General features: G+C 66.2%; 15 protein-coding genes. 7 read left to right on the top strand and 8 right to left on the bottom strand.

From position 1 onward, the window contains the following. Positions 1 to 71 precede the first annotated feature (71 nt). The 5 genes from OHQ90_RS12350 to OHQ90_RS12330 form a co-directional block, all read right to left on the bottom strand. A complete protein-coding gene (locus tag OHQ90_RS12350) occupies positions 72 to 1,526 on the bottom strand; it encodes an NAD-dependent succinate-semialdehyde dehydrogenase (RefSeq protein ID WP_328412787.1) in 1,455 nt (484 codons plus the stop codon). Positions 1,527 to 1,581: 55 nt separating this feature from the next. Next, positions 1,582 to 2,925 (bottom strand): 4-aminobutyrate--2-oxoglutarate transaminase, encoded by a 1,344-nt coding sequence (gene gabT, locus OHQ90_RS12345; RefSeq protein WP_328410169.1) that lies wholly within the window; start codon positions 2,923 to 2,925, stop codon positions 1,582 to 1,584. 180 nt (positions 2,926 to 3,105) lie between these two features. Then, positions 3,106 to 4,665 (bottom strand): APC family permease, encoded by a 1,560-nt coding sequence (locus tag OHQ90_RS12340; protein WP_328410167.1) that lies wholly within the window; start codon positions 4,663 to 4,665, stop codon positions 3,106 to 3,108. Further along, positions 4,655 to 5,545, bottom strand: a complete 891-nt coding sequence (locus OHQ90_RS12335) for a universal stress protein (protein ID WP_328410166.1) — start codon at positions 5,543 to 5,545, stop codon at positions 4,655 to 4,657. Before OHQ90_RS12335 ends, OHQ90_RS12340 begins: the two co-directional genes overlap by 11 nt. 13 nt (positions 5,546 to 5,558) lie before the next feature. After that, positions 5,559 to 6,989, bottom strand: a complete 1,431-nt coding sequence (locus OHQ90_RS12330; protein WP_328410164.1) for a gamma-aminobutyraldehyde dehydrogenase — start codon at positions 6,987 to 6,989, stop codon at positions 5,559 to 5,561. A 133-nt stretch (positions 6,990 to 7,122) separates the two neighbouring features. On the opposite strand from OHQ90_RS12330, the gene OHQ90_RS12325 reads away from it, so the two are divergent. From OHQ90_RS12325 to OHQ90_RS12315, 3 genes are all read left to right on the top strand, one after another. After that, a complete protein-coding gene (locus OHQ90_RS12325; protein WP_328410162.1) occupies positions 7,123 to 8,649 on the top strand; it encodes a PucR family transcriptional regulator in 1,527 nt (508 codons plus the stop codon). 132 nt (positions 8,650 to 8,781) lie between these two features. Further along, positions 8,782 to 9,267 (top strand): Lrp/AsnC family transcriptional regulator, encoded by a 486-nt coding sequence (locus OHQ90_RS12320; protein WP_442941381.1) that lies wholly within the window; start codon positions 8,782 to 8,784, stop codon positions 9,265 to 9,267. Between the two features lie 143 nt (positions 9,268 to 9,410). After that, positions 9,411 to 10,799, top strand: a complete 1,389-nt coding sequence (locus tag OHQ90_RS12315; protein WP_412001041.1) for an aspartate aminotransferase family protein — start codon at positions 9,411 to 9,413, stop codon at positions 10,797 to 10,799. Between the two features lie 53 nt (positions 10,800 to 10,852). Here OHQ90_RS12315 and OHQ90_RS12310 read toward each other — a convergent pair whose 3' ends face one another. Together OHQ90_RS12310 and OHQ90_RS12305 are read right to left on the bottom strand one after the other, a co-directional pair. Further along, a complete protein-coding gene (locus tag OHQ90_RS12310) occupies positions 10,853 to 11,722 on the bottom strand; it encodes a hypothetical protein (RefSeq protein WP_328410158.1) in 870 nt (289 codons plus the stop codon). Positions 11,723 to 12,228: 506 nt separating this feature from the next. Next, positions 12,229 to 13,233, bottom strand: coding sequence for a polysaccharide deacetylase family protein (locus OHQ90_RS12305; RefSeq protein ID WP_328410156.1), 1,005 nt, complete (start codon positions 13,231 to 13,233; stop codon positions 12,229 to 12,231). Between the two features lie 244 nt (positions 13,234 to 13,477). Between OHQ90_RS12305 and OHQ90_RS12300 the strand changes: the two genes are divergently transcribed. The 4 genes from OHQ90_RS12300 (at position 13,478) to OHQ90_RS12285 (ending at position 17,135) form a co-directional block, all read left to right on the top strand. Next, complete coding sequence (locus tag OHQ90_RS12300; protein ID WP_328410154.1) at positions 13,478 to 14,950, top strand: putative glycoside hydrolase; 1,473 nt, start codon at positions 13,478 to 13,480, stop codon at positions 14,948 to 14,950. A gap of 56 nt (positions 14,951 to 15,006) precedes the next feature. Next, positions 15,007 to 15,507 (top strand): winged helix-turn-helix transcriptional regulator, encoded by a 501-nt coding sequence (locus OHQ90_RS12295; protein ID WP_328410152.1) that lies wholly within the window; start codon positions 15,007 to 15,009, stop codon positions 15,505 to 15,507. A gap of 78 nt (positions 15,508 to 15,585) precedes the next feature. Continuing rightward, entirely contained in the window at positions 15,586 to 16,101 is a 516-nt protein-coding gene (locus OHQ90_RS12290; RefSeq protein ID WP_328410150.1) for an SRPBCC family protein, read from the top strand. Beyond that, on the top strand, positions 16,098 to 17,135 hold the full coding sequence (locus tag OHQ90_RS12285; RefSeq protein ID WP_328410147.1) for an LLM class flavin-dependent oxidoreductase: 1,038 nt from the start codon (positions 16,098 to 16,100) through the stop codon (positions 17,133 to 17,135). The genes OHQ90_RS12290 and OHQ90_RS12285 overlap by 4 nt, the downstream gene beginning before the upstream one ends. A gap of 94 nt (positions 17,136 to 17,229) precedes the next feature. On the opposite strand, the gene OHQ90_RS12280 is transcribed toward OHQ90_RS12285, so the two are convergent. Beyond that, positions 17,230 to 18,894 (bottom strand): tetratricopeptide repeat protein, encoded by a 1,665-nt coding sequence (locus tag OHQ90_RS12280; protein WP_328410145.1) that lies wholly within the window; start codon positions 18,892 to 18,894, stop codon positions 17,230 to 17,232. Between the last annotated feature and the right edge of the window lie 158 nt (positions 18,895 to 19,052).

The raw sequence follows: 19,052 nt of genomic DNA, 5'->3' as shown, positions 1-19,052 counted from the left end.
CTCGCGCGGCCCCTCATCTTCGCCGCGGGTGCGGGCCGACTCCGCCGCCACCGTCTGCCGTGCGGTGATCGCTACTGCAACGCGATGTATTTGGTCTCGAGGTATTCCTCGATGCCCTCACTGCCCGCCTCGCGGCCGAGGCCGGATTGCTTCACACCACCGAACGGCGCGGCGACGTCGGAGATGATGCCGCGGTTCACCCCGACCATCCCGGATTCGAGCGCCTCGGCCACCCGCAGCGCGCGGTCCAGGTCTTTCGTGTAAATGTATGCGGCCAAACCGAATTCGGTGTCGTTGGCCGCGGCGATACCCTCGGCTTCGCCGTCGAATCCGGTGATCGCGGCCACCGGTCCGAAGACCTCCTCGCGCAGGATCCGCGCATCGGCGGGCACATCCGCCAAGACCGTCGGCTCGTAGAAGTAGCCCTCTGCTTCCGTATTCGCGCCGCCGGTGGTCACCACCGCACCCTTCTCGACCGCATCGCGCACCAGCTCGGCCACCGTGGTGCGCTGCTTCTCGCTGATGAGCGGCCCCACCTGCACACCGTCGAGATGGCCCGGCCCGACCTTCAGTGCGCGCATCCTTGCGGTCAGCATCGCCGTGAACTGTTCGCGCACCGCATTATCGACATGGAAGCGGTTCGCCGCGGTGCATGCCTCGCCGGTGTTGCGCATCTTGGCAGCCATGGCGCCGTCCACCGCCGCGTCCAGGTCGGCGTCCGCGAACACCACGAACGGCGCGTTGCCGCCGAGCTCCATGGACGTGCGCAGCACGCGTGTCGCCGACTGGGCGAGCAGGAGTTTCCCGACGCCGGTCGAGCCGGTGAAGGTCACCTTCCGCAGCCGGTCGTCGGCGAACATCGGGTCGGTGAGCTGCGCGGCCTGCGAGGTCGGCAGGATCGACAGCACACCGGCGGGCAGTCCGGCGTCGGCGAACACCTGTCCGAGCAGCAGCATGGTCAGCGGCGTTTCGGCGGCGGGCTTGACCACCATGGTGCAGCCCGCCGCGAGGGCGGGCGCGATCTTCCTGGTGCCCATGGCGAGTGGGAAATTCCACGGCGTGATCGCCAGGGTCGGACCGACCGGTTGCTTGGTGACCAGGATGCGGCCGGTGCCCGAGGGCGAGTGCGTGTAGCGGCCGTTCACCCGGACCGCTTCCTCGGCGAACCAGCGCAGGAACTCCGCGCCGTAGGTGACCTCGCCGTAGCTCTCCGCGAGCGGCTTGCCCATCTCCAGGGTCATCAGCAGCGCGAAATCGTCGCGGCGCTCGATGACCAGTTCCCAAGCGCGTCGTAGGATTTCCGAGCGTGACCGGGATGATGTTGCGGCCCAGTCCTTTTGCACGCGAGCAGCGGCCGCCAATGCGCGTGCGCCGTCGGCAGCGGCCGCATCGGCCACCTCGACGAGTACCGCTCCGGTCGCCGGATCGTGCACCGGGAAGGCGCGGCCGCCTTCCGCGGGCACTTGCTCGCCGGCAACCCACAGTCCGGTCGGCACCGCGGCGAGCAGGGCAGCCACATCACGCATCGTCAGGTTCTCCTCGATCACTTCGAAAGGGTTTGTCGTCAGTGCAAGGCGTCGGTCAGCCGGCCAGGCGGCGCAGCGCGTCGGCCAGCACATCGATGCCGTCGTCGAGCAGCTCGGCGCCGATCACCAGTGGCGGAAGCAGCCGGATGACATTGCCGTTGGTCCCGCACGTCAACAGCACAACACCGGCGGCGAGCGCGGCCGCGGCAACGGCTTTGGTGAGCGCCGGATCCGGTTCGGTGCTGCCCGGCCGCACGATCTCGATCGCGAGCATGCCACCGCGACCACGCACCTCGCCGATCACGCCGACCTCCTCGGCCAGCGCCCGCAATCGCGGCACGACGGCGGCCTCGATGGCCCGCGCCCGCGCGGGCAGATCGAGCTCACGCATCACCGACAGCGTGGCGAGCGCGGCCGCACACGCGACCGGATTACCGCCGTAGGTGCCACCGAGACCGCCGGGGTGCACCGCGTCGAGCAGTTCGGCCCGTCCGGTGATGGCCGCGAGCGGCATACCGCCCGCGATCCCCTTGGCCATGGTGATGATGTCGGGCACCACACCCTCGTGCTCGCTGGCGAACCAGGCGCCGGTGCGCGCGAACCCGGTCTGCACCTCGTCCGCGATGAAGACGATGCCGTTGCTGCGCGCCCACTCCGCCAGTGCCGGAAGGAAACCCGGTGCCGGGACGATGAACCCGCCCTCGCCCTGGATCGGCTCGATGATCAGCGCGGCCACCGAAGTGGCACCGAGCTGTGCCTCGATGCGCGCGATCGCGCGCTGTGCCGCCTGTGCCCCGGTCAGCCCGGCCTCGTCGCGGTACGGGTAGGAGGTCGGCATCCGGTAGATCTCCGGAGCGAAGGGCCCGAAGTTCGTCTTGTACGGCATCGACTTCGCGGTCAGGGCCATCGTGAGATTGGTGCGCCCGTGGTAGGCGTGGTCGAACGCGACGACCGCGGCGCGTCCGGTGGCCAAGCGCGCCACCTTGATCGCATTCTCCACGGCCTCCGCGCCGGAATTGAACAGTACGGTGCGCTTCTCGTGGTCACCGGGTGTCAGCGCGTTCAGTTCCTCCGCCACCCGCACGTAGCCTTCGTACGGTGTGACCATGAAGCAGGTGTGGGTGAACCGGGCCGCCTGCTCGGCGACCGCCGCCGCGACCGCGGGATGCGAGGCCCCCACGCTGGTTACGGCAATGCCGGAACCGAGGTCGATCAACGAGTTGCCGTCGACATCGACGATGACGCCGCCGTCGGCATCGGCCGCATACACCGGCACCGACGAACCGACACCCGCCGCGACCGCGGCCTTGCGGCGGTCGGCCAGCGCCGTCGACCGCGGCCCTGGCATGGCGGTGACGATAGTGCGCTGCTGCGCCAGCCGGTGGCCGATGGCGATCATCTTCGGGCTCCTGTCCAGTCGAAATGTCTCTATCCAGTCTCGGCGCAATCGGCTCGCCGAACCAGCGCCACTTCGGCCATGCGCCACCCCTATACGCGCCATTTCGTCGTTGCACGCGGAAGGGCGGCCTATGCCGCCGGCGCTCGGGTCTACCGCTTGTCCACGCGGATCACTACGGCGTCAATCGCTGATGACCGGGGTCTGTCCGGTGAGCGTGTTGTCACGGAAGAACTCGGGGTTGCGCCACCGCATCACCGACATCAGCACCGCGCCGAGGCACAGCATCCCGAAGCCCATGAAGAACACCAGTCCGACACCGCCCACCGACGCGCCGCTGCCGTTGTCCGGGTTCATGCTCTCGCGCACGGAGATCACGAACACCGTCGCCAGCATCAGCCCGCCGAGCAGCGGGAACAGCAGTTTGAAGACGGCATTGCGGACGCTGCTGAACAACTCCTCGCGGAAGTACCACACGCAGGCGAAGGCCGTGATGCCGTAGTACCAGCAGATCATGATGCCCAGTGCCGCAACGGTATCCAGCAGTGTGTGCTCCGAGAGCAGCGTGACCACGGTGTAGAAGACGCCGGTGACGACGCCCGCGACGATGGTGCTGAACGACGGCACCAGGAACCGCGGGCCGACCTCGGCGAACTTCTTCGGGAACGCACCGTAGGCGCCCATCGCGAGCATGGTCCGGGCGGCGGGCAGGAACGTCGTCTGCAGGCTCGCCGCCGAAGAAGCGAGGACCGCGAGCATCAGCAGCGGCCCGGCCCAGCCACCGAGCACCGGATCGGCGAGCGCACCGAAAACATTGCCGGCATTCTCCTCGTTGCCGAGGCCGAGACCACTGGCACCGACACCGGCATACATCATCACGGCGACCGCGACGAGCAAGTAGGTCAACAGGATCGAAAGCACGCAGAGCAGCCCCGCACGCCCGGGCACCTTGGTCGGATCCTTCGACTCCTCGCCGAGGGTCAGGCAGGTGTCCCAGCCCCAGAAGGCGAAAATGGAGCCGGTGAGGCCGACGGCGAACGCGCTCAACGTGATTCCGGTGAACGGATTGAACCAGTCGAAGCTGAAGCCGAGTGATCCCGGTGCCGCGCCCCGGCCGACGTGCACGAGCGCGACCACCGCGAAGGCGAGCAGCACGATCATCTGGAAGCCGACGAGCACGTATTGGACGTGCTGACTGGTGGTGATGCCACGACTGGCGATGAAGGTGGCGACGGCGAGGAACAGCAGGGTCGTCGCGATATTGATGCCCTTATTGCCCGCGAGATCGGCGATGCCGGGATCGCTGAAGATCCTGGCGAAGAAGAGATAGCAGAATTCCACGGCGATCGAGGCCAGATTGGACAGCACGATGACCGAGGCCATCACCATGCCCCAGCCGCACATCCACCCGGTATAGGGACCGAAGGCCTTGGTGGACCAGGTGAACGACGCACCGCAGTCGGGCACTCGCGAGTTCAGCTCGCGGTAGGCGTAGGCGGTCAGGAACATCGGGATGAAGCCCGCGATGAGAATGGCGGGCATCTTCAAGCCGACGGCGGCCACGATCAGGCCGATGCTCGCGGTCAGCGTGTACCCGGGCGCTACACACGAAATACCCAGTACCGCACCGGCCAAGGTGCCGACCTTGCCCGCCGCCAGCCCCTTGTCGACGAACGGCTCGGCGGATGCTGCCACGATCGGACCGGAGGCAACGGGCGGTGGGACAGCAGTGTCACCGGCCATGGTCGTTTACCCCCTCTTTCGGAACCACGACCATGGGTACCTGGAGGACCCGCAGCATCTTCGCGGCGGTAGAGCCGAGGAACAGGCGGCGGGGTTGGGCGAGTCGGCTGGAGCCGACCATGATCAGGTCGCCGTCGTGCCATTCGAGCTTGTTGACGGCGGCTTCGACCGTCGGACCGTCGGTTGTCGAGGACGTCACCGGAAAGTCTTCGGGTAGTTCGGATTTCGCGCTGTCGAGGGTTTCTCGTGCGTGTTCGAGCGCGCGGTTGCGGACCGCGGCGGGCAGATCGTCGGCGCGGCGGGAGCCGTGCATCGGATCCAGGGCGACCAGCGAGACCAGCCGCAGCGGCGTGCCCGCCGCTCTGCTGGCGCGGACGGCGATGTCGAGCAGGAGATCCGCGCCGGGGCGGTCGCCGATGGCACAGGTCACCTCGCGCACCCGATCGACCGTCGAATGACGGGTGCCGCGCGGCGCCAAGGCCAGCGGGACCGGCGCCGAATGCAGCAGGTCGCCGGCGACCGAACCGAGGGAGTGGCGGCCGATCAGGCCGTCACCGGCGGCGCCGATGACGATCGCCGAGGCAGCCAATTTCTCGGCCTGTTCGATCAGACCGGCGGCGAACGATTCGTCGAAGCTGATATGTGTCTCGACCACAATGTCGTTCGGCACCGCTGCCGCCGCTTCGGCCAGCCATTGCTGCGCCTGCTCGACGAGCACATCCTCATATCCGCCGGTCGGCACCGCGCCCGCCGCCACCTGATCCGGCGGCAGCACCATGCAGATATCCAGCTGCGCATCCAAGGTCCGAGCAAGCCGGATGGCAAGCGCCACACCGTCGGCGCCGCTCGGGGTGGCGAGGTAACCGACCACCAACCTCATCTGTGTGCCCGCCCTACTCGTGCGAACTCATCACGTGCTTGACGCGGGTGTATTCCTCCACGCTGTAGGCCGAGAGATCCTTGCCGTAGCCGGAGTGCTTGAACCCACCGTGCGGCATCTCCGCGACGAGCGGGATATGGCAGTTCACCCATACCGCGCCGAAATCCATTGCGCGAGTGAGTCGTTCCACTCTGGCATGGTCCTTGGTCCAGACACTCGCCGCGAGCCCGTAGCGGACACCGTTGGCGTATTCGATGGCCTGGGCTTCGTCGCGGAACGGCTGCACCGTCAGCACCGGGCCGAAAGTCTCGTCCTGGACGATGGCGTCGTCCTGTAGCACCTGGGTAATGATGGTCGGCTCCACGAAGAAGCCCTTGTCGCCCATGCGCTTTCCACCGGTAGCGAGCTTCGCGTGCGCGGGCAGTGCATCGAGTTTGCGCAGCACCTCGGTGAAGTGGTTGATGTTGTTGAGCGGGCCGTAGAACGTGTCCGGATCCTCGGGCAGACCGGGCTTCAGCATTTCCGCCTTCTTCACCAACGCGTTCACGAACTGGTCGTGGATCGACTCGTGCACGAGCACGCGGGTGGCCGCAGTACAGTCCTGGCCCGCATTGAAGAACGCCGCTTCGGCGATTCCGCTTGCGGCCGTTTCGATATCGACGTCGCCGAACACCACGGCGGGCGCTTTGCCGCCGAGCTCGAGATGTGTGCGTTTGACCTGCTGTGCCGCCGTCGCGGCGACCGCGATGCCCGCGCGCACCGATCCGGTGATCGAGACCAGCCCCGGCGTCGGATGGCCGACCAGCTCGGCGCCGGTTCCGCCGTCGCCGAGCACGACATTGAACACGCCATCGGGCAGGATGCCCTTGGTCAGCCGGGCCAGCACCAGGGTGCTCTCCGGGGTGGTGTCGCTCGGTTTGAGCACAATGGTGTTACCCGCGGCCAGCGCGGGGCCGATCTTCCAGATCGCCATCATGAACGGGTAGTTCCACGGTGTCACCTGACCGACCACACCGATCGGCTCGCGACGCACGTAGGAGGTGAAGCCCGCCATGTACTCGCCGGCCGACTTGCCCTCCAGCATTCGGGCGGCGCCTGCGAAGAATCTGATCTGATCGGCGCTCACCGCGATCTCCTCGGCGGCGATGACCGCCTTCGGCTGTCCAGTGTTGCGGCATTGCGCCTCCACCAGTTCATCGCTGTGCGCCTCGATGGCATCGGCCAGCTTCAGCAGTACCGCCTGCCGCACACTCGGGGTGGTCCGGCCCCAGGATTCGAAGGCTCGCTGCGCGGCCGCCATTGCGGCATCGATATCGGCCCTGTTCGAGATCGGGGCTTGCCCGACGATGGTTTCGTCCACCGGATTCACCAGGTCGAGGGTTTCGATGGCGGACGAAGCCACGAATTCGCCGTCGATATAGTTCTGGAGCGCAGGCCTCGACATTAGTTTTCCGTCCATCTCTCGGTGCGTTGTCCGGGGTTTGCCTAGGTCAGTGTGCCCCGCGGCACATCGCGGACACCCTGCCAAGATGGATAAGACGCCGGCGATTCTTCGACATTCTGTACACTCACCAGCGATGGCGGTTCCTGTTAGCTGGGTGTTGTCCCAGCCCGATCTCGCGGTGCGGTTGAAAGGCGGCGCGGCAGGCGTCGGCCGCGAGATCGACCTCGTCGTCACCTCCGAGCTCGAAAGCCCGTTCCGCTGGCTATCGGGCGGGGAACTACTGCTCACCACCGGGATGCGGCTGCCTGCCACGGGAGGCGACCGACTCGAGTATCTGCGCGGCCTGGACGAATGCGGTGTCGCCGCAGTCGGATTCGGCACCGGACTAACCCACGCCGAGGTGCCCGCGGATCTCGCGGAAGCGGCCGACGCGATCGGTATTCCGCTCTTCGAGGTGCCGTTGCCGACGCCGTTCGCGGCCATCGTCGAACGCGTGACCGCGCGGCTGGCACAGCTACAGCACGACGCACTGCTGCGCGCCTCGCGCGCCCAACCGCGCATGACGAGAGCACTGGTCAAGGCAGGAGCGCAGGCCATCGTCCGCGAATTGGCCGTATCGCTCGGTGCGAAGGTCCTGATGCTGGATTCGGCGGGCGCCGTCACCGAATGCCATCCGGGTGTGCCGGATGACAACCTGCTGCGTACGGTGCGCGCGGCGCTTGCCGCGGACCCGGCCGCATCGGTGAGCAGCGTCCACACCGATACCTCGGGGATGTCGATCACGCACCAGCGCATCAGCGTCGGCCGCAGCTCCTACGGTGATCTGGTGGTGGTCAGCCCGGCACCGCTCGGCGCTGTCGATCAGATCCTGCTCGGGCACGCCAACTCGCTGCTCGCGCTCGATTTCGAGAAGCCTGCACGGCTGCAAGCAGCACAGCACCTGCTCAATAGCACCGCGCTCGGGCTGCTGCTCGGCACCGACGCCGACCTCACTCCGGCGTGGGCACAGCTGGCCCAGGCCGCCGACGCACAGGGCCGCATCCGCGTCCTGGTCGCCGAGTGCGACGCCACGGGCGCGGTCGCCGGAGTGCGGGTAACACTGGAAGCAGCGCTCGTCCGCGCCGGACTTCCCCTGTTCATGCACGTCCTCGAACACCGGGTGCTTGTCGTGTTGCCCGCCGCCAAGGGCACGGCGCTGGCCGGCAGGCTCGCGACCGAGATCGATGCTGCGACCAGAAAGCTGGTCCGTCTCGGACTGAGCGGCGCGCATCCCCCGCACGATCTCACGGCGATGCTGGCGAATGCCGAGCTCGCTGCCTCCGCCGCCGAACGTGGCGGTCCCCCTGCGGAATTCACCGAACTGGCCGGTCGTTCATTGCTATCGTTCGACGCCACCAGGCAGGTGCTGAACGCGATGGCCGACACCATGCTCAGCCCGCTGGCCGACTACGACCGCACGCACGGCACCGATCTGCTGAGCTCGCTGCGCGCATTCCTCGAGTCCAACGGACAGTGGGAATCGGCGGCGGCCGTGACGGGGGCGCATCGGCACACGCTGCGCAAGCGGATCGCCACGGCGCAGAGTGTGCTCGGCTGCGATCTCGACAATGCCCGGGTGCGCGCGGAGCTGCTGCTCGCGCTGCTGGCGCGCGGATCCTGAGCCACGATGACCCGACACCTGCGGGCGTCACTGCGATATAAAGGTCGCCAATCGTAAAATTCGACGGATTTCGTTGTTCGAAGCGTCCGATTTCGACGCATCCGATGCTTTCACCACAACCCTCGAGGAAGGATGCAGCGTGTGAGCGACCAGGAGAACTACCGGCCCGCGCCGGTGCTCGACGACATCTCGAAGCGGATCATCGCCCAGCTCCAGGAGGACGGACGCCGGGCCTACGCCACCATCGGCAAGGCGGTCGGACTGTCGGAGGCGGCCGTCCGGCAGCGGGTGCAGCGGCTGTCGGACGCCGGCGTCATCCAGATCGTCGCCGTCTCGGATCCCTTGCAGGTCGGGCTTTTTCGCCAGGCCATGATCGCGATCACCGTCGACGGACCGTTGCAGCCGGTGGCCGACGCCCTCACCGCCATGGACGAGATCAGCTATGTGGTCGAGTGCGCCGGGCGCTACGACATCCTGTGCGAAGCGGTCTGCACCGATGACGCGGCGCTGCTGGACCTGGCCTCCAACCGGCTGCGCACGCTGCCCGACGTACGGCATGCGGAGATCATGGTCTACCTCAAGTTGCGCAAGCAGACCTACAAGTGGAGCACTCGCTGACCGTACAACGAAATCCGTAGCAGCGTGGACCAAAATGATCTTAATTCGTGGTCAATCATGCAAATGACAATAGATTTAGTTGCGATGCGCCGTGCGGTATGGAATAACCGAGTGGACCAGTCCCGCCTCCGAGGAGCCCGCACATGACTGCCACGATCGACTTCCATCCTCTTGCCGCCCCGGATGCCTCCCGTGTCATCCGCGACCACCTGTGGATGCATTTCACCCCGCACACCGGCCTGACCGGCGCGGACGTTCCGGTCATCGTGCGTGGCGAGGGCGCCTACGTCTGGGACTCCCACGGCAAGCGGTACCTCGACGGACTCGCGGGCCTATTCGCGGTGCAGGTCGGCCACGGCCGCGAGGAACTCGCCGAGGCGGCGGCCCGCCAGACTCGCCAACTCGCCTACTTCCCGATCTGGGGCTACGCCCACCCGACGGCGATCGAACTCGCCGAGCGTCTCGCCAACGCCGCACCCGGCGATCTCAACCGGGTGTTCTTCACCGTCAGCGGGGGCGAGTCGGTCGAAACCGCGTGGAAGCTGGCCAGGCAGTACTTCAAGCTCGTCGGCAAGCCGACCAAGCACAAGGTGATCAGCCGTTCGATGGCCTATCACGGCACCTCGCTCGGCGCACTGTCGATCACCGGAATCCCCGGCGCGAAGGCCGATTTCGAGCCACTGGTGCCGAGCACCCAGCGGGTGCCACACACCAACTTCTACCGCGCCACCGAACACACCGACGATTACGAGGCCTACGGCCGGTGGGCCGCGGACCGGATCGAAGAGGCCATCGAATTCGAGGGCGCCGACACCGTGGCCGCGGTCTTCCTGGAGCCGGTGCAGAACACCGGCGGCTGTTTCGTGCCGCCCCCGGGATACTTCCAGCGCGTCCGAGAGATCTGCGATCGGCACGACGTTTTGCTCGTCTCCGACGAGGTGATCTGCGCTTTCGGCCGCCTCGGCCACGATTTCGGTGCCAAGCGCTTCGGCTACCAGCCCGATATCCTCACCACCGCGAAGGGACTCACATCCGGGTACGCCCCGCTGGGCGCGGTGCTCGTCAGCGACCGGCTGATGGAACCGTTCCAGCACGGCGCCACCTTCATGCACGGCTCCACCTACGGCGGCCACCCCGTTTCCTGCGCGGTCGCACTCGCCAACCTCGATCTCATCGAGCGAGACGGCATCTACGAGCACGTGCTCGCCAACGAGTCCGCCTTCCGATCCACCCTGGAAAAGCTCTCCGACCTGCCCATCGTCGGCGATGTCCGCGGCACCGGCTACTTCTATGCGGTGGAGCTGGTCAAGGACCGCGACACCAAGGAGCGGTTCACCGACGAGGAGGCCAACCGCATCCTGAAGGGCTACGTCTCCAAGGCGATGTTCGAGGCGGGTCTGCACTGCCGCGCCGACGACCGCGCCGAACCGGTCATCCAGTTGGCCCCGCCGCTGATCTGCGATCAAACCCAGTTCGACGAGATGGAACAGATCCTGCGCCACGCGCTCACCGGAGCGTGGGCCCAGCTCTGAGCCACGCACGGCGGCTCGACCGCCGCGGGGATATCGGCGGATCGCGGGCACGCCTAGGGGTTCCGCGCGATATCAATGCGGATAGTGTCGCCATCCTTGATCACGAAGACTCGATCCGTTTTCGCCTGCCACAGCTGGGGCAGCAAGTAGTACCGATCTGTCGTGCGAGCCAGTAGCCACAGGCCGCTGTAGACGTAGCGATACTTTTCGCCTGGCATCATGATCTCACCGACCTGTGCGCCCGCGCCGTCGATACCGAGTCGATCGACGCTGAAAAGAAGGACAGACGGTTTATCGATGAAGTGATCACTGGCCGCGCGCTGTGCGTCATCGAGGCCGCGGCGGTCGGCGTACGCAGCGACAGCCCACACGTAGGCCACCATGCCAATCGCGATCAACACCAACATCCGCGTTTTCGACGCAACCACGTCGGCCGCCGTTCGCGGTGCGTGGATGCCGAGCAGCGAGCGGTACTTCCAACGAAGCCTGCTCGCGAATCCCGAACACACCATTCCAGCGAGCAGTACGAATGGCGCGTAGATGCCGACCGGTCCCGCAACGTTTGTCGGCACGAACATGGCGATCACCACCGCGACCGTGAGAGCGACGCCGATCGCCCCGGTTACCCCGACCCAACGACGCAATGTTCGCCGCGGGCGCCGACTCCACCGGGCATGAAGCTCAGGAAGCCACCGCCCGGCCAAGAGCACCAAGACCGCCAACAGTGTGAACATGCCCGGACGAAACAGGCTGTTCACGCTGCGCAATACATATTCCTGGGTCGTGAATCCGAGTGCGCCCGCGTCCACCCCGAAGTATGCGAAGTAGGCGTGGCTGTAGGCCCACCCGAAGTAGTAGAGCACACCTGTTACGAACGCGACCTGGGACAAAAGCGCGCCGATCACGGAGATCGTCGATGGCATACTCGGCGCGTTGGATGCGGTCACGGTGCCGGCGACGGCATCGTCGATAGTGGTGCTGTCAGTGGCGCCGTCGATAGTGGTGTCGTCGGTGGGCGAGTGGGCAACGTAGACGGGGGACCCACATAGCCCGACGAGGCTTCGGCCGAGCGCGTCAACGGCGAAGCCGTCGACGGTAACAAGCCCGGGGTTGACGAAGATGCCGAACCGGGTGTCGAAACACCGACGACCGATGTCGGACTACTCGGTGTCGGTTCGACATCGCTCTTATCCCAACATCCGCCGACAACGACGCACGCCATTATTACGACAGCCAGCCCGATACCCGCTGCCGGACTTTTCATTGCACTATCTCCTACCCGTAGCCGAGTGTTCGAGCGCAGAGAAATTGTGCCACGCACGACCAGGTCCGATGCCGGAAACCGACGTGCCATGTAGGAGCGTTCCACGCCCGCCGGCAACTCGTCGAATACCGCGTCGGCGGGCTGCGCAAAAGGACTCACTGCCGATCAGTAGGCGTTCGCGCGATGCGATCGCGGTGAGCTCAGCTCTCCTGCCAGGCTCTTGGGAAAGCTGACCGTGGTCGGATCGCCGTCGGAGGTGTAGCGCTGATCGGGGTGGTCTGCGAGCCAATCGAGCCAGTAGGCCGAGTCGAAAGCGACCTCGCCCTTGCCGGATCGGATGCGTGGGACGCCCATGGGGTCGATCGTGCTGAACGGCGAAGGGGCGGGCTCGGCGCCGACCAGCATCACCGCGTCGAAGGTGTACGGGGTGCCGTCCCAGTTGCCTCCGGCAGCGAGGGCGTGGTCGGTCGGAAAGATGCCGAGAGGCAATGCCATGGTGCGCACGCCATTCCGAGGTGCGGCGGTTTCGATGGCGCGGACGTTTTCCGCCAATTCGCGCTGCACGCCGATGGCGTCCAGACTCGCCAGGTTGGCGTGGGTCGCGGTATGCGCGCCGATCTCGTATCCGTGTTCGGCCAGCCACGGCAGCACTCGCAGGTCGTTGCCGAAAGGTTCGTTGTTGATGTAGAAGGTGGCTCTTGGTGTGAAATCCGGATTCCTCGAGGCGAATTCCGTGAGAATGCCGAGCGCGGAATCCAGGGCGAGGGTGCTGTCATCGGCGAACCGGACCTGGCTGATGGTCGAGTCGTCGAAGGTGAGCACGACAGGATGAGTGCCTGCGGGGAGGTCGATCCGGCCGGAAATGTAATCGACAGCGGTCACGGGGCGGTAACCCTCGCGGTAGAGGCGTTCGAGTTCGAGGCGGAATTCCGCTGCCGTCTGGTCGTATTCACTGACCGGCGACGGCGTCATTTGGTGGTACATCAGGACGGGCACCAGCCCGAGTTCATTCGCCGCGACCGCTGCCGCATCGGGCAGCGAACTCGTCGGCGGCGTCATGCTTTCGACAGCAGCGGCAACGGGATCTTTCGGCGTTTCGCAGGCGGGAACTGCGGCGAATACCACTGCCGACGCGATAATGATGATCCCGATGCGAGCATTCGGCGTCACCGATCCAACATTACGTGTCGGCAGGCAAGTTCGGCTGCGAGAACGTGGAAATAGCGCCTGCTTTCCAGCGTCCCGCGGTGGATAGTAAGGGAGAGCGATGAACGAAAGTTGGTGCGCGTTGAACAAATCGGTCTTGCCTACAGGACGACGTCGGTTGCTGGCAATAGCGGTTATCGCAGTTTTATCAATTCTGGTCGCTTCGGTAACCATTGGCGCGTTCCGCGCGGAACCCGAGGGTTTAACGGTGACGGGGCTCCCGGAGGGCGTTGTGGGCGCGGCAGCCATGGCCGCGCTGGAATTACGGGTGGATGCCCGCGGTCACGATCCGAACGATATGCAGCTCGAGCTCGACAGCAAACCCGTCACCGGTGCCGTAGCGGGCAATGTCGTGAGCTACCGGCCGGACAACCTCGCCGACGGCACCCACAAGTTCACCGCCGAGATCCGATCAGGCGGCCTGTCCAGCTTCCTCAAGGCCGGACCCGGAGTCACCAAAACCTTCACCGTCGACACCGAGCCGCCGACGGTGGAGCTGAGCGAGCCCACGAGCGTGCCCTCCTATCGCCAGTCGGTCGTGTTGCGCGGCAGAGCAACCGGTGCCGACCACGTCTCGGTCGGCGCGCAGTCGGTGCCGACCGCCGCGGACGGATCTTTCGAGATCACATTGCCACGCGCGCCGGTCGACGCCGAGATGATCGCCGTCGACGCGGCGGGCAACACGGCCGCCAAGGCCATCAACGCCGCGGTCGACCTGCCGCGAATCAAGGCGGTGCACGTGACCGCCTATGCGTGGATGCACGAGGGTCTGCGTGCCGGCGTGCTCGACATGGCGCGCGAAGGGCGCATCAATACCGTCCAACTCGACATCAAGGACGAGGACGGCATCGTCGGCTACGACTCCCAAGTGCCGCTCGCCCGGGCATCGGGCGCGGCCGCCGGGATCTACGACGCCCGCGCGGCATTGCAGCAGCTGCACGACATGAACCTGAGCGTGGTCGGCCGGATCGTGGCATTCCGCGATCCGACGATGGCGGAATGGGCCTGGCGCGAGGGACATCGGGACTGGGTCATCCAGAACCCCTACGGTGAGCCGTATTCCAGTCATTACGGCCCCATCGCCTTCACCAACTTCGCCGATCCCGAGATCCGGAAATACAACATCGACCTCGCCATAGAAGCGGCCGAACTCGGCTTCGACGGGATCATGTACGACTACGTCCGACGTCCGGACGGCAGCCTGTCGCAGATGCAATTCCCCGGCTTGATCGACACGCCCAGCGTGTCGATCGCGCAGTTCCTGCGCGAGAGCCGTGACCCGGTGCGGGACAAGGGTGCTCATCTCGGTGCCGCGGTCTTCGGGATCGCCTCGACCCGGCCGGACGCGATCGCCCAGGACATTCCGATGATCGCCCGGTACGTCGACTATGTCGCGCCGATGCTCTACCCGTCGCATTGGAACCCGGGCGAATACGACGTCGCGAACCCCAACTCTCAGCCCTACGACATCGTGTTCCGCTCACTGGCGGACTTCAACATGCTGACCGCGGGCACGCACGCCGATGTCATCCCGTGGTTGCAGGACTTCAGCCTCGGGGTGAACTACAGCGACGCCGAGGTCCGAGCCCAGATCGATGCCGCCGCGGCCGCGGGCGACACCAGCTTCTTCCTGTGGAACGCCGCGACCCGCTACCACTCCGGGGCACTCAGCCCGAATTGACACTCCGAAGTACTTCTATCAGCAGAGTCTCAACATAGGACCCCTATGCTGAGGTCATGAGACGGACTTCTTTCGCAGGCTGGCCATGCTCGGTCGCACGGACCATGGATCTGCTCGGCGACTGGTGGACGCCGCTGGTGCTGCGTGAAGCGTTCTATGGGATTCGGCGCTTCGACGAGTTCCGCCACGAGCTCGGGATCGCCCGCACCACGCTCTCCGAACGGCTGCACCGGCTGGTCGAGGAAGGACTGCTCGAAAAGCAGGCCTACCAGCACGAGCCGGCGCGTTACGAGTATCTGCTCACCGAGAAGGGCGCCGACTTCTGGAGCGTGTTGCTCGCCATGTCGAAGTGGGGCGATCGGTGGCTCGCCCCCGAGGATGGACCGCCGGTCGTCCTGCACCACACCCGGTGCGGTCACGAGACCCAGGTGAACGTTGTCTGCGCACACTGCGGCGACCCCGTCCCGATCGAGGAGTCCCGCATGCGGATGGGGCCTGGATACCCGCCGCATCTGGCCGAGCGGCCCGAGATCGCCCGACGGTTCACGGCGGAGTGACCCACTTCAGTTGGTTGACATGCTGAGTCTATCTACGGGACTATCCGTCACGAGGCAGGTCACAGAGAGATGGTTGCCATGGAGTGGACGGGCGCCAAGTACGCCGACGGCCCGACGGCGGAGGTCGAGACGTGGATCGATGCTGCGCCGCGGCGGGTCTGGGAGATCGTCACCGACGTCGAGTCGATGCCGCAGATGAGTACGGAATTGCAATCGGCGAACTGGCTCGACGCGGCGGGGCCCGCCGTCGGCAGCGCGTTCGTCGGTACGAACAGTCACCCGGCGCTCGGCGAGTGGTCGACGACCTCCTACGTGGTCGAATGCGACCCGGAGCAGGTATTCGCCTGGGCGGTACAGGATCCCGACAACCCGACGGCCACCTGGCGCTTCACCCTGCAGGCCCGCGACGGCGGCACCCAGCTGCGCCAGTGGGTCCGCATGGGTCCCGGCCGGTCCGGGCTCTCGCAGGCGATCGACCAGATGCCGGACAAGGAAGAGAAAATCGTCTTCGTCCGGATGCGGGAGTTCGAAACCGCAATGACCGCAACGGTCGCCGCCATCAAGCAGCGCGCAGAATCGGCGGGTCACCGGTGAGGACCGCGACGACGATCGAGGCGTCCGACGCCGCGGGGCAGACGCTGGACTTCGTGCTCGAGGCCGAGAAGCTCGGCCTCGACATCTGCTGGGTCGCGGAGGCCTGGGGCTCGGACGCCCCGTCGGTGCTCGGCTACCTGGCCGGCCGTACCGATCGAATCCTCTTGGGCTCCGGCATCATTCAACTCGGCACCCGAACACCGGTGGCCATCGCCCAGACCGCGCTCACCCTCGCCGACCTGTCCGATGGGCGATTCCTGCTCGGGCTCGGCGCCTCGGGTCCGCAGGTCATCGAGGGCCTGCACGGCGTGCGCTTCGATCGGCCCCTGACCCGCATGCGCGAGACGGTGCAGATCATCCGCCGAGCATGGGCCGGGGAAAAGATCACGTTCTCCGGCAAGGTATTCCAGATCCCATTGCCGGGCGCGGCCCGGCCGATGCGACTGTCGAAGGCCGCGAACCCCGACATCCCCATCTACCTCGCCACCCTCTCCCCCAAAATGCTGGAACTGACCGGCGAAATCGCCGATGGCTGGCTCGGCACCAGCTTCGTGCCCGAGGGCGCGTCCGCCTACTTCGACCACCTCGATGCCGGACTCGCCAACGCCGGCCGCACCCGCGCGGACCTCGACACCTGCCAGGGCGCCGAGGTCGCCCTCTTCGACGACGACGAACTGCTGGGGTCCCACATCCGCAGTCGCAAAGGAGAACTCGCGTTCAGCATCGGCGGCATGGGCAGCGCCGACACCAACTTCTACAACGCCGCCTACAGCAGGCAGGGCTGGTCCGAGGTCACCGGCGAGATCCGCGAACGCTGGCAGGCAGGTGACCGCGACGGCGCCACGGCACTGGTCACCGATGACATGGTCTTGGCCACCACGCTGATCGGCACCGAACCCATGGTTCGCGACCGGCTCCGGATCTGGCGCGACGCGGGTATCGACACCGTCCGGCTATATCCCGCCGGCGCAACCTTGCAGGACCGCCTCGCCACCCTCGGCCGGGCCATCGAACTCGTCGCCGAGGTCGGTTGATCTCCGCCTGATCCTGCGGTGGCGGAATGTTCTGCCGGAAGCCTTGGAGGCAACCATGTTCACGGCTGCCGGAGGGGAGTCGCACGCGGGTGATCTACTCCCGGTTTTCGCCCGAGGCGACCGACAATCGGCAGCAGCACGAGGCTTCGATCGGGACATCCGCCACGGCAGCAGCCAGTTTCAGCTGTTGGCCGATGATCATGGCTTCGCCGGTCTTACCGAGCCGCCTCAGGCATTCGTGGTAACCGTGCAGGCTCCACACATTCGCGGGATGTTGCGCGGCGCGCGGCAGGCTGTTGTCGATGCCGAGGTCGGCGCGGTAGACGGCTTCGGCCTCGCGCACGTGACCTTGTTCGAGCAGCAGCGCGCCGTAAGCGTGCCTGGTCGGCTGCATCCAGCCCCACGGTTCGTCGTAGGGCAGGTGGTCGTCGAGTTCGATCGATCGGCGCAGGGCTTCGAAGGCGTCGTCGTAGTTGCCTTTTCGGTAGTGCAGTTCACCCTCCAGCATCGCCGAGGCGACGGCGAGGATGTCGCGGCAGGTGTTGTTGAACAGCGTCCTGGTCTCGGGGACTCGGTCGAGCGCGGCATGGAACAGGCGCTGCTGCTGGTGTGCCTGCGGGATGTCGCCGGTCGCCGAATGTGCGACGCCCTTGGCGTAGTGCAGCATTGCCGTGCTGACGCAGTACAGGTCCTGGTCTTTCGGCGGCGGGAGGTCGATGATCTCCGCCCATTTGCCGAACCTGACGAAGACGTGCGCCCGCATCGACAGAAAACCCTCCAGCCAATCGGCCATCGGCGGAACCTGTACCCGCAGCAGATCCTCGGGGATCGAGTTCTCCAGCTGCGCCACCGTTCTCAGTGCTACGTCGTATTGTCCGAGGAACATTGCGCCGTAGACCTTGAAGTGATAGTTGTGGGCGCGATACAGCGTGTAGAAGTTGATCTCGCCCGCCTGCTGCGCATATTTCCGGTCCGCGACGATGGCCGCCGAGTTGGACGAGACCACGGCCCGATAGTCACCGCACAGCACGTCGATGTGCGAGGGCATGTGCTCGAGGTGACCGGCATCGGGCACCAGCCCGCGCAACCGATCGGCAGCGGGCTGCGCGGCTTCCGGCGTCGCAGACATCTCCATCAGGTGGATGTACATGTGCAGCACACCGGGGTGCGCCCGGCCGGTTTCGCTGCGCAATGCCCGCTCGAGCACCGCCTTGGTCTCCACGGCGCCCGCGCCCGGTTCGCCGGTGTGCTGATCCCACAGGCCCCACGGCGTCAGGTTCATCAAGGCGTCGGCGAACAGTACGGCCACGTCGATGTCGTCGGAGAACCGCTCGTAGACGGCACGCATCGTATCGGCATAGTCGCGATTCCACGCCGAGCCATCGCCGTCGGGCCGGTTGCGCTGGTAGCGCATTGCGAGTGATTCGATGAGTGCGCGTTCGACCGGGGCCGCCGAGCCTACGAGTTCCAGCGCCCGCCGCGTCGCCTCGAAGGTGCGGGTGACGGTCTCGGCCAGCTCCGTCTCGTCGAAGAACTCCCATGGCTTGTTGTAGTTGGGGCCCAGCGCATAGGCCAGGCCCCAATGGGCCATCGCGCAGCCCGCATCCTCGTCCGACGCCAGGGCGAAACATCGAACTGCTTCTTCATGATTGAAGGCATAGGTCCAGATCAGACCCCGGTCGAACCACCGCTGCGCGGCAAGAGAGGGCGTCGTCACCGGTCGCGTGTATTTCCCGAGATCGTAGTAATCCACAGCCATCTCCTCCAGGCCCCCACGACGAGTCGAGCACAGCATTGGCGATGATCGTGCCATCGGCCGCCCGCACCGTGGCAGGGTCCCCCGTGCGAGGGAGCCGACGTCCCTCCTCGTTCGCTCGACCTCGTCAGCCGACTTCCCGCCCGCGAATCCGGTCCCGC

It is taken from the genome of Nocardia sp. NBC_00403 (assembly GCF_036046055.1).
Classification (GTDB): domain Bacteria; phylum Actinomycetota; class Actinomycetes; order Mycobacteriales; family Mycobacteriaceae; genus Nocardia.
This window is presented reverse-complemented; position numbering and strand designations above follow the sequence as displayed.

Bases quoted from the DNA above. Each gene is read 5' to 3' on its own strand.
- OHQ90_RS12290 (WP_328410150.1), top strand. From the start codon at position 15,586: ATGGAGTGGACGGGCGCCAAGTACGCCGACGGCCCGACGGCGGAGGTC.
- OHQ90_RS12280 (WP_328410145.1), bottom strand. From the start codon at position 18,894: ATGGCTGTGGATTACTACGATCTCGGGAAATACACGCGACCGGTGACG.
- OHQ90_RS12295 (WP_328410152.1), top strand. From the start codon at position 15,007: ATGAGACGGACTTCTTTCGCAGGCTGGCCATGCTCGGTCGCACGGACC.
- OHQ90_RS12325 (WP_328410162.1), top strand. From the start codon at position 7,123: ATGGCGGTTCCTGTTAGCTGGGTGTTGTCCCAGCCCGATCTCGCGGTG.
- OHQ90_RS12320 (WP_442941381.1), top strand. From the start codon at position 8,782: ATGCAGCGTGTGAGCGACCAGGAGAACTACCGGCCCGCGCCGGTGCTC.
- OHQ90_RS12335 (WP_328410166.1), bottom strand. From the start codon at position 5,545: ATGAGGTTGGTGGTCGGTTACCTCGCCACCCCGAGCGGCGCCGACGGT.
- OHQ90_RS12330 (WP_328410164.1), bottom strand. From the start codon at position 6,989: ATGTCGAGGCCTGCGCTCCAGAACTATATCGACGGCGAATTCGTGGCT.
- OHQ90_RS12350 (WP_328412787.1), bottom strand. From the start codon at position 1,526: ATGCGTGATGTGGCTGCCCTGCTCGCCGCGGTGCCGACCGGACTGTGG.
- OHQ90_RS12340 (WP_328410167.1), bottom strand. From the start codon at position 4,665: ATGGCCGGTGACACTGCTGTCCCACCGCCCGTTGCCTCCGGTCCGATC.
- OHQ90_RS12310 (WP_328410158.1), bottom strand. From the start codon at position 11,722: ATGCCATCGACGATCTCCGTGATCGGCGCGCTTTTGTCCCAGGTCGCG.
- gabT (WP_328410169.1), bottom strand. From the start codon at position 2,925: ATGATCGCCATCGGCCACCGGCTGGCGCAGCAGCGCACTATCGTCACC.
- OHQ90_RS12315 (WP_412001041.1), top strand. From the start codon at position 9,411: ATGACTGCCACGATCGACTTCCATCCTCTTGCCGCCCCGGATGCCTCC.